This window comes from Oribacterium sp. KHPX15 (assembly GCF_900107835.1).
Taxonomy (GTDB): Bacteria; Bacillota; Clostridia; order Lachnospirales; family Lachnospiraceae; genus Oribacterium.
Genome location: NZ_FNRG01000010.1, coordinates 73,253 through 86,926 on the forward strand (window position 1 = coordinate 73,253; position 13,674 = coordinate 86,926).

Consider the following 13,674-nt stretch of genomic DNA (forward strand, 5'->3'; position numbering starts at 1 on the left):
ATGAAGACCAGGTGCGTGTAAAAAATCTGACAGAGGTTGATATGAACATCAAAGAAGCGAAACAGGAAGTTGTAAATACAGTAAAAGCTTATCTTATGAAGGATGAGACCGGAGGCTACAGGATTCCGGTGGAAAAGCAGAGACCGGTGCTCCTCATGGGGCCTCCCGGAATAGGAAAAACTGCCATCATGGAGCAGATTGCGGAGGAGCTGAACATTAACCTAGTGTCCTATACCATTACGCACCATACCAGACAGTCTGCAATAGGTCTTCCTTATATAAGTAAAAAGAATTACGGCGGGGAGGAGTATTCGGTTACGGAGTACACCATGTCCGAGATCATTGCGTCGATCTATGACCAGATTGAGCGTTCCGGTGTGAAGGAGGGAATACTGTTCCTGGATGAGATTAACTGCGTGTCGGAGACATTGGCACCCACCATGCTGCAGTTCTTGCAGTACAAGACCTTTGGTTCCCACCGGGTGCCGGAGGGTTTTGTTATCGTGACTGCGGGTAATCCGCCGGAGTACAATAAGTCCGTGAGGGATTTCGACATTGTGACCCTTGACCGTGTGAAGCGGATCGACATCCTGGAGGACTTCAAGGTATGGAAGGAATATGCTTATAAGATGGAGGTGTGTGGGGCTATCCTTGCATACCTTGAGATAAAGAAGGACAAGTTCTATTCGGTGAAGGCCGGGGTAGAAGGGAAGCATTTCGTCACAGCCAGAGGATGGGAAGATCTGAGCCGTATCATCAAGGTTTATGAGGATATGGAGCTGCCGGTGACGAGAGATCTGGTGGCAGAGTACATTGGCGACCCGGAGATAGCAAGGGATTTTGCAACTTATTATGAGCTTTACAATAAGTACCGCGTTACCTATCAGGTTCCGTCGATCCTTGCGGGGGAATTTCCGAAGGATGTGCGTGCTATCGTGACGGCACCTTTTGATGAGAAGCTTTCACTCCTTGGTCTTATGATTGAGACCCTGAACCGGGAGTTCCGGAAGTATGCGGAGAACCTCGACATTCAGAGAGAGGTGTTCGCGGAGGTGAAGAAGCTGAAGGAGGCGGAAGGCGGCCTTCTTGACATCCTAAGAACCAATCATGACTTCCTGAAGCTTCAGATGGAAAGAAATATCAAGGCACATATGCTCAGCCGCTATCAGGAAAGGATTCAGAAAAAGATACTTCTGGCTCTTGAAGAGCTGGAGGAGAAGCTGACTCTTTCAGGAGGTGACGATGCAGAGCTTTTCGCAGTGGCAAAGCAGTGGTTTACTGAGAGGGAAGCAGCCAGAACCGGGGCTGTCAGGACCACAGGGGATCACCTGACTAATGCCTTTGAATTTATAAATAAGACCTTTGGGGAAGGACAGGAGCTTGTCATTTTCCTTAGTGATCTCAACGCAGGATTCTATTCCCTTAAGTTCATCTCCGAGTGTGGAAATGATGCATACTACAAGTACAATCAGTATCTGCTTTTAAAGGATCAGAGGGCGAAGCTCAGAGATGAAGTCATGAAGGTGATGGAAATCTGATGAGTATATCGTTAAAAAGAATATGAAGAGTTATAGTATTTAAAATACTATAAAATGAAAGAATCCGCGGGGCATTGTTCCCGCGGATTTTGGAGGTATTGTGATGGAACTGTCACTTATTGCTATATTTGACCTTATAGGAACCGTGGCATTTGCGATTTCCGGTGCAGTTGTGGGAATAGAAAAGAAGATGGATATTTTCGGTGTTAATGTTCTTGCAGTGACAACAGCCTGTGGAGGCGGACTGTTCCGTGATATCGTGATAGGAAATACTCCTCCCAATATGTTCAAGAATCCATTTTATGTCATAGTGTCCATTGTTACTGCCAATGTTATATTCCTGAATGCCTGCATGAATAAGTCTAAACCTGAAAAAGTTCGAAGAGCTTATAACATATCACTGGTTTGTTTTGATACTTTGGGGTTGGCGGCATTCGCTGTAGATGGTCTGAGAGTCGGTATGTATGCCGGATTCGGAGACAACAGTTTTCTTCTGGTATTTCTCGGACTTGTTACCGGAGTTGGAGGAGGTGTACTTAGAGATATAATGTGCGCCAATATGCCATATGTTTTCATAAAGCATATATATGCACTGGCGGCGATAGCAGGAGACATTATTCTGATTCTGGTATATCATGTAACAGGTGATATACGTATATCCATGGTGCTGGGATTTATCTCTATTGTAGTACTCAGATCTGCGGCTATCATTTTTAAGTGGAATCTTCCCCGGGTTAATCATTAGGATCTGTATCGAGGTATTATATTAATGCTGCGACATTGATCCTTCAGGGAAGTGGATTGGAAGAATTTTTAAGATCGAACAGACGGTAATGTGATGAATAGTAAACAGAAGCAGACAAAGGACAGGGAGAGATTCCTTACTGCGGTTCTTGCGATAGAGAAGCTTATCAGGAGTGGAGATGATTGTCTCATCATTGCCATAGATGGGCGTACCGGAGCCGGAAAAACTACAATAGCGAAGTATCTTCATGGGAAGTTTGGCGGAAATCTTTTTCACATGGATGATTTTTACCTTCAGAGTCATCAGAGGACCAGGGAGCGTTTGCAGGAGGTCGGGGGTAATGTTGACTACGAGCGTTTCAAGCGGGAGGTGCTTGATGTGATTGAGAGGCGCGATGTGGTGCACTACAGGCCTTTTAATTATCATACGATGGATTTTGACGCAAAGTACGCGAGGGATATGGTGCCGAAGAGGGTCAATATCGTTGAGGGTACGTATTGTATGAATCCATACTTTGGAGATCCATATGACTTGAAGATTTTCATGGATGTGGAGCATCAGCAGCAGATTGAGAATGTTATCGACCGGGAGGGCACTTCCGAGCTTGATGACTACATCGACAAATGGATTCCGAAGACGGATATCTACATCGAGCGCATGGGCGTAGAGGCGAGGTGCGACCTTAGGATCATGTACTCGAAGGATTAGCCGGGGCATATGCCCCGGCTTAATATTTATTGATTTCTTGAGGATAGTTCGTTCATCAGTGAAATGAGGTGTGGTGGCGCGAGGGAGGCCTTTTCAAGAATATCACCACGGGTGAAGATTTCTTCGGGGCTGCCGTCAAGGAGGACTTCGCCGTGGGCCATGGCGATGACTCGGTCGAAGGTGTCTGCTACGAAGTCCATGTCGTGGAGGATGGCGATGACGAGTTTGCCTTTTGAGGCTTCGGACCGGATGATTTCTTTTATTTTTTCTTTGCCTCTGTGGTCCTGGGCGATGGTGGGTTCATCCAGGATCAGGACGTCCGGGTTCATGGCAAGGACTGAAGCGATGGCAACCAGTTTTCTGTCGGACAGCTCAAGGTCGTAGGGGTTCTTTTGGCAAAAGTCATCAAGTCCTACGATTTTTAAAGCGTCGTGAGCATGAGCCTCGGCTTCTTCTTTTGTCATTCCTATGTTAAGCGGTCCAAACATTACCTCTTCAATTACGGTGTACTTGAAGATCTGGTCATCGGGATTCTGGAAAACATAGCCCACCTGCTTTGCAAGTTCTGCTACTGTTTTGCTGCCCAGGTTCTGTCCCCGGAAGGTGAGGGATCCGCTGTCGGGTTTCAGGAGTCCCTTCAGTATGCGCACAAGGGTTGTCTTTCCTGCGCCGTTCTGGCCGATGATGGCAGTGGATCTCATGTCAAAATCGAGATTCAGGCCTTTAAAAACTTCAGTTCCTGCGACATAAGAGAAGTGAAGGTCAGAAACGGTAAAGGTTTCCTGACTTCTTCCGGTCAGGGATTGTCCTTCTGAAACGGCTTTTTCTTTTTTAACATCCGGAGAAGTATCACATGATTCCGGATTGTTTATTGCCGGGGAATTTGAGGATGCAGGACTGTTTGGCTCCAAATTGTTTGTTGCCGGAGCCTTTGGTGACATGGTAATGTCCGGTGCTCCGTAGCTCATGTCCCTGAGTGACTTCAGAAGCTCCGCTGTGTCGAGTTGACCTTCTTTTATAAGTGCCAGTGTCTCTGCTTTTGTCACAGGATAAATTCCGTCAGCATTTCTCAGAGCGTTCTTCCTTGCAAATTCCGTAAAGGCGGGAGCGCACATTCCATAGTCCGAAAGATCCTTTCTTGAAAAAATCGTTCCCGGGGTATCAAAAGCCACAAGTTTTCCTTCATGAAGAAGGACGATCCTGTCACAGTATTCCGCAAGCTTTTCAAGCTTCTGCTCGATCATGATGATGGTAATGCCGGATTTTGTCAGTTCGTCAACGGTTCTGAATACTTCTTCGGAACCTGCGGGATCCAGCTGGGAGGTGGGCTCGTCAAGGATCAGTACCTCCGGTTCCATGGCAAGTACTGAAGCGATGGCCACGCGCTGAAGCTGGCCTCCTGAAAGGTCAAAAGGATTTCTGTCTCTGAATTCCCATATTCCAAAACGCCGGAGCACGTTTTCAATGCGTGAGCGGATCAGGTCCGGATTTATGCCCAGATTCTGAAGTCCGAAGCCCACCTCATCATAAACTGTATCTTTGGCGCCGCTTAGCTGATTGAAGGGATTTTGGAAAACAAGTCCTGCCTTCTGACAAAGTTCACTTGTGGGTGTTGTTTTTGCATTCAGCCCATCGATAAGAACCTGACCTCCGTATGCACCTTTATAGAATTGGGGTATAAGTCCGGGAAGAGCCTGGGACAGGGTGCTCTTTCCGGCACCGTTTTCACCGGCTATACCGATGAATTCTCCTTTTTCGATATTTAAACTTACATCATTAAGAGCAAGCTCTGTTGCTCCCGGATAGCGATATTTCAGATTTTTGATTTCGATATATGACATGTCAGCTTCTTTTATTTAATGATAATTCTATTTATCCACCTGTGACGGTTCTCCCCGGCGGGAACCGTCACAGGTGGATTTCTTTGAAAATGATTATTTTGTGTTTTTTGTATCGGACATACAGATGCCTGTCCGGTCGGTTCAATTAAAAATAGTAATGATCTTCCGGATGATAACTCCCACAAGACTCAGTATACTAGCCCATTTTATGATGTGATCCGGTGTTCTGTAGGGGTGCCTGTAAAGAAATGTCTTTTTTGATGCTCTGCCAAAGCCTCTTACTTCCAGTGCTATGGCACGCTCTCTTGTGGAAGTGAGGGCAGACATAACTACCGGAGAAATGAGGGGCAGAAATGCCTTTATTCTCGTAAGAAGATTTCCTTCTGTTTCCATGCCGCGGCTTCTTTGGGCATCGGATATGGTTTCCATGGTGCCCATCATTTCCGGCACAATCTGGAATACTGAATTGATGACGTATCCAAGCTTCGGGCTGAACCCTTTTTTCTCAAGCTCTTCCACAAGCTCCGAAGGCTTTGTGGTGAGGACAAGTATGGAAAAGCTAAGTAGCATATTGAGGATATTCAGTCCTATGCGGGAAGAGTACAGCAGTCCTTCCTTGTAAAACGTCAGGGGACCGAGGGTGAAAAGGACGGAAGCATTATCCTTATAGAAAAGTCCCTGAATGATGAAAATAGTCAGCAGGATACTGAAGGAAAATGTTATGAGCGGCAGTGCTTTCCGAAACACCCGGGCACTCATCAGCAGGATAATGCTTAATGCGGCGGCCATGATATATACCATAAGATGACCGGAAATGACAGGTATGAGTATGGCTGAGACAAGGTAAAACAGCTTGGTGAAAGGGTGAAGCTTTGTCATCCATGAGTTATTGTCTGTATATAAAGAAATTGATTTCATGTTTGCCTCTCAGGAAATACAGCGTCACGAGAAGGAAAAATCCTGGTTTCGTAAAAGTTTTTATGTTGAAAGAATCATTGATTCTTTTAGAGTAGTTCAATGTCACGTGTCTTCCGCTTAAAAAAATTGTGGACAGAAGCGGCATTATGCAATGAAAGGCGGTCATGAATCCCATGACCGCCTCAGTTTCCAAAGTCCTGTTTAATTTTAGCAAAAAAATATGATCAATCAAGGGACTCAAGCATTTCGTTTTCGTCAAAAAGTGCAGTGAGCTTTTTCGGAAGCCTGCTTATGATGAGGTATACGATGAGTCCGGTGATGAGTTTGTCAGGAATATCAACAACAATCTCGTCGAGGAGTGAACCGATAAATACCGGGATGCCCTGAGACTGAGTTGCTGCGAAAACCGCATCGCCCCAGACATTACCGGTGGTGCCGCCCCAGAATGCGATGTTAAGCGGAGTTGAAACTATAACTGCAGCAATACCGCCCACACAGGCTGTCATCATTGCCTTCGTAAATGTTGTCATGAAGCCAAGCCTTGCCATGATGCCCACAGCGATTCCGATGCCCACTGATGCGAGAGCATAGATAAGGGTAATGTTGTCGCCTGTTGTGAAACCATAGATCAGATTGTTGGAAGCTCCGCAGATGGCTCCGATGACAGGGCCTCCCAGGATGGCTCCGATACAGGTTCCGATGGAATCAAGCCACAGTGGAAGCTTCAGGACCTGGGCAAAAAGTCTTCCGATATAATTTATGCCAATGCAGGCAGGAATCAAAACGATCACCGGTGTTGAAAAAGATGTTTTAAATAATTTTCCCATAGTATTACGCCCCTTTTATTTTGATTATGAGAGCCAATGTTCAGCCCTCAGGGCAGATGTCTCATCCTGACAGGACAATTCTGTCAGATAAGGATGAAAATCTGAAAATTGACATCATTATACACCTTTTTTTCTGAAAAGAAGATATTTTGGAGAAAAATCAATTATCATAGAAATAAACAGTTTAATATAGGAGACAAATTATGAAAAAGGAAGATCTTGTACTGGTTATAGATATGCAGAAGGTCTACATGAAGGGGAATCCCTGGGCCTGCGAGAATGTGGGGAAGGCAGCTGAAAACATTTCGAAGCTTCTGGACAGGATCATTGATCTGAAGGAAAAATCGGAAGCCAAGGATAAAACCGGGACCGGAGATGATTCTTCCCTGAATATCGGATCCGACGATCAGAGTTCACGGAGGAGTAACGGTCCTGAAGCTCCTGAGGTTATGCTGACCCGTTTTATCGCACCCGCGGAGGGAGATGCAATCGGAGTCTGGAACGACTATAACAATGTTAATAAGGAAATAAACGATGATCATGTGATGGAGGAGTTTATTCCGGAGATTGCAAGATATGCTGAAGATTTTCCTTATTATGATAAGAGTACCTACAGTTGTTTTTCTCATCCTTATATCAGGGCGGCTGCTGACAGGGCTATGGTTCACGGGGGAGACATTGTCCTTACGGGGGTTGTGAGCGAATGCTGTGTTCTTTCGACTTTCTTCCAGGGGGCGGATCTCGGGTACCGCTTTGTGTATCTCAGGGATGCCTGTGCGGGGCTTAATGATGAGACCGAGAAGGCGACGCTGAAAATCCTGGAGGGGCTGGCGCCGCTGCATGTCAGGATTATGATGGCGGAGGAGTACCTATAATGGATGCCCTCCTGCTCCTGCATACAATATGTAGCGGTGGAGCTGTTAAAAATATGAAAAATATTACTATTTCTCCATAGCAAAATATTTAGAAAAGAGGTATGCTTGTGGTGTTGCGCTATCCTATATTACGGCGTGATTTCAGAGGGGTAGAGAAGGTTATGATTAAACAGATTTTTCGTTCTGCGATTCTGGCGCTTTCGTTGAGCGCTTTACTCAGTGTTTCTGCTTTTGCGGATAATGATAATTTCGTTACTGCGAATGTACCGGCAGGAGTGGAGGCACCCAATTCGCCAATGTATTCTGAGGCAGAGCTCAATGCCATGAAGGCGGCTCAGTCGCAGCAGGCAGTTGATGCCGTAAATGGTGTAAATTCACCTATAAATATGGCTGCAATCAATGCTTCGGCTTCATCACCTTTTGAAGCTATGGTTACAGGGCAGAAGCTTGCATCAGTAAATGGCATGTCAGTTACATATCAGATGGCAACCGGAGAAACCGTTGTGCTTGACGGACTTACCATTGCATCCTGGGTTACGGGAAATGACGGTTCATCCATTTATGTTGATCAGAATCAGGTTGCGGCTTATGTTCAGGGCCTGAAGGATACCTATGATACAAAGGGTGTACAGACCTGGCTTAGTGCGGACGGAACACAGAAGTCCCTTGCCACAAGCTACGGTTATTATATTGACCTTGCAGGAGAGACGGCAGCCCTTACTGCCAATATCCAGGCACTTCAGTCCGTGGTCAGACAGCCGGTTTATTCCTCTGTAGCAGCCCGTGGACAGATGCCTCAGTGGGGAGATACCTTTGTGGAGGTTTCTATTGCCTCCCAGCATGCTTACTACTATCAGGGCGGCAACTGTGTTTGGGAAAGTCCTATAGTTTCAGGTACTCAGACAAATCCTGATAGAGCCACACCCAAGGGTGTATTTTCGGTTTATTCCAAGGAAACGAACAGAGTTTTGAAGGGACCTATAAGCTCCAGTACAGGAAAGCCTACTTATGAGTCACATGTAGATTACTGGATGCCTTTCAATGGAGGTATCGGACTTCATGATGCAAGCTGGAGATCCTCTTTCGGCGGAAACATTTACCTTTCAAATGGAAGCCATGGCTGTATCAATCTTCCGAGGGACAGGGCGCAGTCTCTGTACGGTCTCATCGGTAAGGGAACCGTAGTGGTTGTGTGCGATTAAGAAAACCATTAATCTGAAAATGATTTTTGTAAAAACAGAAAATGTGATATCAAAAATGAAACATTTTATAAAATTTTTATGATTTAGTAACTACGTTCATAAGAATTTGCTCGAAAATGGTAAGCATTGTTTATTAGATCTTCACCTTGAGTTCATATTTGATATTTAGAATAGCCTCCGTTGTGTGAAAACGGAGGTTATTTTTGAATTTAAAAGACAGATTATTTGGTAGTAGCGAAGCAAAGACTAAAGAGATGAATATGGTTGAAAGCATCTCTGTATCCAACTTCATGGATACAAAAAAGCTCATGATCTCTACTATCGCAGTTATGACGATTTTGACAATGTTTACAGTACCGGCTTTTGCGGAAAACCGTACCAGAGACAATACCGCACTTGAGGAGACTGTAAACGCAGAGTATGAAAAGAAACTTAAGGCAACAGAGGAAGCGGCTTCATCCATCCAGGAAGCAGCAGTTTCTTCGGAAAGCACGGATTCAAGCAGCAACAGTACATTAAATGAAAAAACATCAACCATAGCAGAAGGTGTTTCATCAACAGAAGCAAACACAGGTGAAACAGATGATGCTGCTCTCAGCATTCCCGATGCTGAATCTGTAGCTGCAGAGGCATTGGCATCTGTGACAGAAAAGGATTTGCTTGGAGATAAGGTGGCACAGTATGCAAGCCAGTTTATAGGTAATCCTTACAGGTATGGTGGATGCAGTCTTACATCAGGAACTGATTGTTCGGGATTTGTAATGAGTGTTTACGCTAACTTTGGTATTTCCCTTCCTCACTCCTCATCAGCAATGAGATCTGTGGGAGTGGCGGTAGGAAGTCTTAATGAGGCTAAGCCCGGTGATATCATTTGTTATTCAGGACACGTTGGAATATATCTGGGAGAGGGCAGACTGTTATCGGCTCTCGGAAGCAGATATGGAATTACTATTAACAGCGCAACATACAAAAGAATATTGGCTATAAGAAGGCTTGTATAAAGCCGGTCAGAGCCGGAGGGGTGCCCTCCGGCTCTTTTCATACTTCGTTTTTTAAGTATTTCGCCAACTTTTTCAGCGTTTTATTATTACGGCGGAAGTAGCTGTATCTGCCTTCGTATTTGACTTCAAGGAAACCGGCCTTGACCAGAAGGTCAAGGTCATGTGATGTGGTGGACTGGGCCTTGCCGGTCTTTTTCTGAATGTCAGCGACTGAGACCCCTCCTGTAAAGTCAATGTCTTCTAAATTTTGTTCTTTGCGGTCAGGAAAATACTTATCCGGATCCGTAAGCCATTTCAGAATATCAAGCCGGGTTTCGTTGGCCAGTGCCTTAAGCATTATTAACGTGTTATCTCTTTTTTTACCCATAGTTCAATTATAAATTGACATTATAAAATGTCAAAAAAATATATTTCGCCATAAGGTTGACCCATATCATGTGTCAACAATGCGAAAGTCGGCTGAGAAAAAATTTCTACCCGATTTTGTGGAATTCAAAAAAGTTATCAACATGATTTATGCAATATTTAAAAAATTTTATACTTATACACAGACTTATCCATATTTTGTGGACAAATTTAAGTGATTTTATAATTATTTTAAGGGGAATAGTGGATATTACTGTGGATTATATTTCTCCCCTCCAGATATAAAAAATAGGAAATTGCAACTGAGGGATTAAATGTCTATATTTTTTAATTGTGTAATTTAAAGTGTTGAAGTGTGTTGTCCTGTAGTTGCGTATTGAATCAAAAGATCAGTTTCCCGGGAGTCAATGCTCCCGGGTTCTTTACGTTAAATAGGACGGGCATGGGAGGTTCAAAATGGAAAAAAAGAAAAGAGGCAGTTTTACCGGTAAGCTTGGATATGTACTTTCGGCGGCCGGTGCATCGGTCGGACTTGGAAATATCTGGAGATTTCCGTATCTGGCAGCAAAATACGGCGGAGGAATCTTTCTTCTGGTTTATATCATTCTGGCGGTGACCTTTGGCTATACCATGATCATGGCGGAAACCGCCCTTGGCAGAATGACGAAAAAATCCCCGGTGGGAGCATTTAACAAATTCGGCCATGGCTGGCAGTTCAGTCTGAGCGGCTGGATCAATGCTGTCATACCGATTCTTATCGTTCCTTATTACAGTGTTATCGGTGGCTGGGTAATCCGCTATCTGGTTGAATATTTAATGCCGGGAGGAACAGTAAAGCTTGCGGAGGATGGTTTTTTCACAGACTTTATCACAAACGGACCGCAGGTTGAGATATGTTTTATTGTCTTCTCTGTTATGACGCTCCTTGTTATCTATTTTGGAGTTGAGAACGGTATAGAGAGAGTTTCGAAGTTCATGATGCCCGTACTTGTGGTGCTTGCAGTCATCATTGCAGGTTATTCAATGACCAGACCCGGTGCCGTAAGCGGTATTCTGTATTTTCTGGTACCTAATCCGGACAACTTCTCCTGGATGACAGTGGTTTCAGCCATGGGACAGATGTTCTATTCTCTTTCAATAGCAATGGGAATTCTTGTGACCTTCGGTTCTTATATGAAGAAGGATGTTTCTATCGAAGAAGCTACCGAGCAGGTGGAGATATTCGATACAGGCATTGCGATCATGGCAGGTTTAATGATCATTCCTGCAGTATTTGCTTTCTCAGGTGACTCTGCAGCAGAGAATCTTAAAGCAGGTCCATCACTTATGTTTATCACCATGCCGAAGATTTTTGCAAGCATGGGCTTCGGTACACCGATGGGAATTCTTTTCTTCGTGCTGGTTCTTTTTGCTGCACTTACTTCTGCTATCGCACTCAGCGAGTCAGCGGTTTCAACTTTTGAGGATGAGCTTCACTGGAGCCGCAGAAGAGCAACAGTATTCACAGGTGTCATCATGGTGGTGCTGGGTACATTGTCAGCTCTTGGCTATGGACCGCTTGCTGCGGTTACGGTTATAGGTATGCAGTTCCTGGATTTCTTTGATTTCCTTACAAACTCTGTAATGATGCCGATCGCTGCTATGTGTACCTGTCTCCTTATTGTGAGGGTTGTTGGTATTGATAAGATCGCTGAAGAGGTAATGCTTAACGGGCAGAGATTCCGTCGTAAGCCGGTGTTTGACTTTATGATAAAGTATCTGTGCCCATTCTTCGTAGTGATCATTCTGTTCTCGTCAGTGGCGAGTGTATTTGGACTTATAAGCATGTAAGTTTTATCCCGGAAGGGCGGCCGGAGCCGGTGGGCATCCATCTATAAACGAGTCGCCTCGTCGGAAAAATCTAAAATTGGACATCTAAGAGGCTCTAGGCCCTCGCCAATGTCTGAGTTTACTTTTATGAAAACTCAGACTTGGCGAGGGGGCTAAGGAAAAGGGAACCAAGAGCCTCTAAGATGTCCAATTTTGATTTTTCTCGACTCGGCTCAACGTTTATAGATGGATGCCCACCGGCTCCGGCCTTACTGTATACGGTTGAACTGTTGCTTTCGATTTTCTGTCATTTATTTAAGCTTACATCACATCTATTGATATGATTGGAGTCTGTTGGTATCCTAGGTCTACGACGATAGGTGGTGGAAGCTTTACTGTTGTCATGGAAAAGTGGGACTTCATAAAAGATCGGAGAAGTTATATGAGTTTATATAGATACAGAAAAACAGTGGCGGCGGCGCTTACGGCGGCGATGGTGGCCATGGGGGCTTTCGGCGGAAGCATTAGCGCGCTTGCGGTGGAGACAATGGGCACGGCTTCTGTTACGGGGGATACAAGTACTGACTGGTGGCATGGCTTTGTTAATGAAGACGGTTCAACATTTACATATATTGAGAAGGGTACCGAGGTTTCCAAGTTCCAGAATATGGATGGAGACATTGACTGGCAGGCGGCCAAGGCCGATGGGCTGGATTTTGTTATGATTCGTATTGCTTACGGTACAACTATGGATCCGTATGCTTATGTTAATATTCAGGGCGCTCAGGCTGCCGGCATCAAGGTGGGAGTTTATCTTTGTTCAACCGCGCAGAATCTTGAGGATACAAAGGCGGAGACTGAGCTGACGCTTCAGATGCTTCAGGGAATCACCTTACAGTATCCTGTGGCTTATGACGTAGAGGTAAATAAGATGCTTGAGGGTGGCGCCACGGCAGATGACATGACAGCCATGATCAACTATTATTGTCAGGCTATGACTCAGGCGGGATACATACCTATCGTTTATGCCAACAAGACCTGGCTTACAAAGCATATGAATCTGCCACAGATTCCTTATGATGTGTGGTATGCTTCCTATCCTTCAGATAAGGTTTACAGACCTGTTTACGGTGCCGCTACCACAATCTGGCAGTCCAGCGAAAAGGGAACGGTCAATGGAATCAAGGGTTACGTTACCACAGAGTTTTCCGTAAAACCTTACGGAGGTTCCAATGGCGTGGCTCATGGTAATATCTTTGAAACTGCAGCAACAGCAGCAGGAACTCCTGAAGTTACCGAAGCTGCCGGTACGACAACGGGACCTCAGGTTCCGGTTGTAGGAGAATCCACCGGTGCAAGTGTCTCGGTTACAATACCGCCGACAGGAGGAGCGACAGCGTCGACGGGAGAAACATTGGCAGCAGGTGGAATAGCGTCTACGACAGGTGAGACAACTGCAGCAGGTGGAATGACATCTACGACAGGTGAAACAACTGCAGCAGGTGGAATAACATCGACGACAGGTGAGACAACAGCTGCATCTGCAACGGACACTACGACGGGATTCAACGGCAACGAGATAACCGCTGACGGTCCTGTAAGGGGCACAGAAGCATTTGAGAACAATGTGATGGGCTCCACCGAAACCCCTGTTGCAAATGAAAATTATGCAGTACAGATAGTTGAGGCTGTCGAAACAGCACAAGGCTAAGATTAAAAAGCTCTATGGATTAAGAAATCCGTAGGGCTTTTTGTGATTTTTGACATTATGACTACGGTTATATGGTCGATATAAATTGAAGAACAGAAAAAATATGTTAAAATATAAGATGCTTTTCGAAAGG

At 45.1% G+C, this 13,674-nt stretch carries 12 protein-coding genes; 8 read left to right on the top strand and 4 right to left on the bottom strand.

The features are described from left to right. The first annotated feature begins 41 nt into the window (after positions 1 to 41). The 3 genes from BLV86_RS08140 to BLV86_RS08150 all read left to right on the top strand — a co-directional run bounded on the left by BLV86_RS08140 (position 42) and on the right by BLV86_RS08150 (position 2,991). Positions 42 to 1,538, top strand: a complete 1,497-nt coding sequence (locus tag BLV86_RS08140) for an ATP-binding protein (protein WP_090816221.1) — start codon at positions 42 to 44, stop codon at positions 1,536 to 1,538. A 103-nt stretch (positions 1,539 to 1,641) separates the two neighbouring features. Continuing rightward, a complete protein-coding gene (locus BLV86_RS08145; RefSeq protein ID WP_031548004.1) occupies positions 1,642 to 2,283 on the top strand; it encodes a trimeric intracellular cation channel family protein in 642 nt (213 codons plus the stop codon). A 93-nt stretch (positions 2,284 to 2,376) separates the two neighbouring features. Further along, positions 2,377 to 2,991: a cytidylate kinase family protein gene (locus BLV86_RS08150; RefSeq protein ID WP_090816175.1), complete on the top strand. Its 615-nt coding sequence runs from the start codon at positions 2,377 to 2,379 to the stop codon at positions 2,989 to 2,991. 26 nt (positions 2,992 to 3,017) lie between these two features. On the opposite strand, the gene BLV86_RS08155 is transcribed toward BLV86_RS08150, so the two are convergent. The 3 genes from BLV86_RS08155 to BLV86_RS08165 form a co-directional block, all read right to left on the bottom strand. Next, entirely contained in the window at positions 3,018 to 4,832 is a 1,815-nt protein-coding gene (locus tag BLV86_RS08155; RefSeq protein ID WP_090816176.1) for an ABC transporter ATP-binding protein, read from the bottom strand. 141 nt (positions 4,833 to 4,973) lie between these two features. Then, positions 4,974 to 5,750, bottom strand: coding sequence for an energy-coupling factor transporter transmembrane component T family protein (locus BLV86_RS08160; RefSeq protein WP_090816178.1), 777 nt, complete (start codon positions 5,748 to 5,750; stop codon positions 4,974 to 4,976). Between the two features lie 224 nt (positions 5,751 to 5,974). Then, positions 5,975 to 6,577, bottom strand: a complete 603-nt coding sequence (locus BLV86_RS08165; protein WP_090816180.1) for an ECF transporter S component — start codon at positions 6,575 to 6,577, stop codon at positions 5,975 to 5,977. Positions 6,578 to 6,780: 203 nt separating this feature from the next. Here BLV86_RS08165 and BLV86_RS08170 point away from each other — a divergent pair, with 203 nt between their 5' ends. From BLV86_RS08170 to BLV86_RS08180, 3 genes are all read left to right on the top strand, one after another. Further along, entirely contained in the window at positions 6,781 to 7,452 is a 672-nt protein-coding gene (locus tag BLV86_RS08170) for a cysteine hydrolase family protein (protein ID WP_090816182.1), read from the top strand. A gap of 161 nt (positions 7,453 to 7,613) precedes the next feature. Then, positions 7,614 to 8,654, top strand: a complete 1,041-nt coding sequence (locus tag BLV86_RS08175) for a L,D-transpeptidase (RefSeq protein ID WP_175456476.1) — start codon at positions 7,614 to 7,616, stop codon at positions 8,652 to 8,654. A 203-nt stretch (positions 8,655 to 8,857) separates the two neighbouring features. After that, complete coding sequence (locus BLV86_RS08180; RefSeq protein WP_242873267.1) at positions 8,858 to 9,655, top strand: C40 family peptidase; 798 nt, start codon at positions 8,858 to 8,860, stop codon at positions 9,653 to 9,655. Positions 9,656 to 9,692: 37 nt separating this feature from the next. On the opposite strand, the gene BLV86_RS08185 is transcribed toward BLV86_RS08180, so the two are convergent. After that, positions 9,693 to 9,992 carry an ArsR/SmtB family transcription factor gene (locus BLV86_RS08185; protein WP_175456477.1) on the bottom strand — a complete coding sequence of 100 codons (300 nt, stop codon included), beginning with the start codon at positions 9,990 to 9,992 and terminating at the stop codon, positions 9,693 to 9,695. 485 nt (positions 9,993 to 10,477) lie between these two features. Between BLV86_RS08185 and BLV86_RS08190 the strand changes: the two genes are divergently transcribed. Together BLV86_RS08190 and BLV86_RS08195 are read left to right on the top strand one after the other, a co-directional pair. After that, positions 10,478 to 11,851: a sodium-dependent transporter gene (locus BLV86_RS08190; RefSeq protein ID WP_031548022.1), complete on the top strand. Its 1,374-nt coding sequence runs from the start codon at positions 10,478 to 10,480 to the stop codon at positions 11,849 to 11,851. A 421-nt stretch (positions 11,852 to 12,272) separates the two neighbouring features. Beyond that, the gene (locus BLV86_RS08195; protein ID WP_242873268.1) at positions 12,273 to 13,541 is read left to right on the top strand and encodes a GH25 family lysozyme; all 1,269 of its coding nucleotides are present in this window, start codon (positions 12,273 to 12,275) and stop codon (positions 13,539 to 13,541) included. Positions 13,542 to 13,674: the final 133 nt, after the last annotated feature.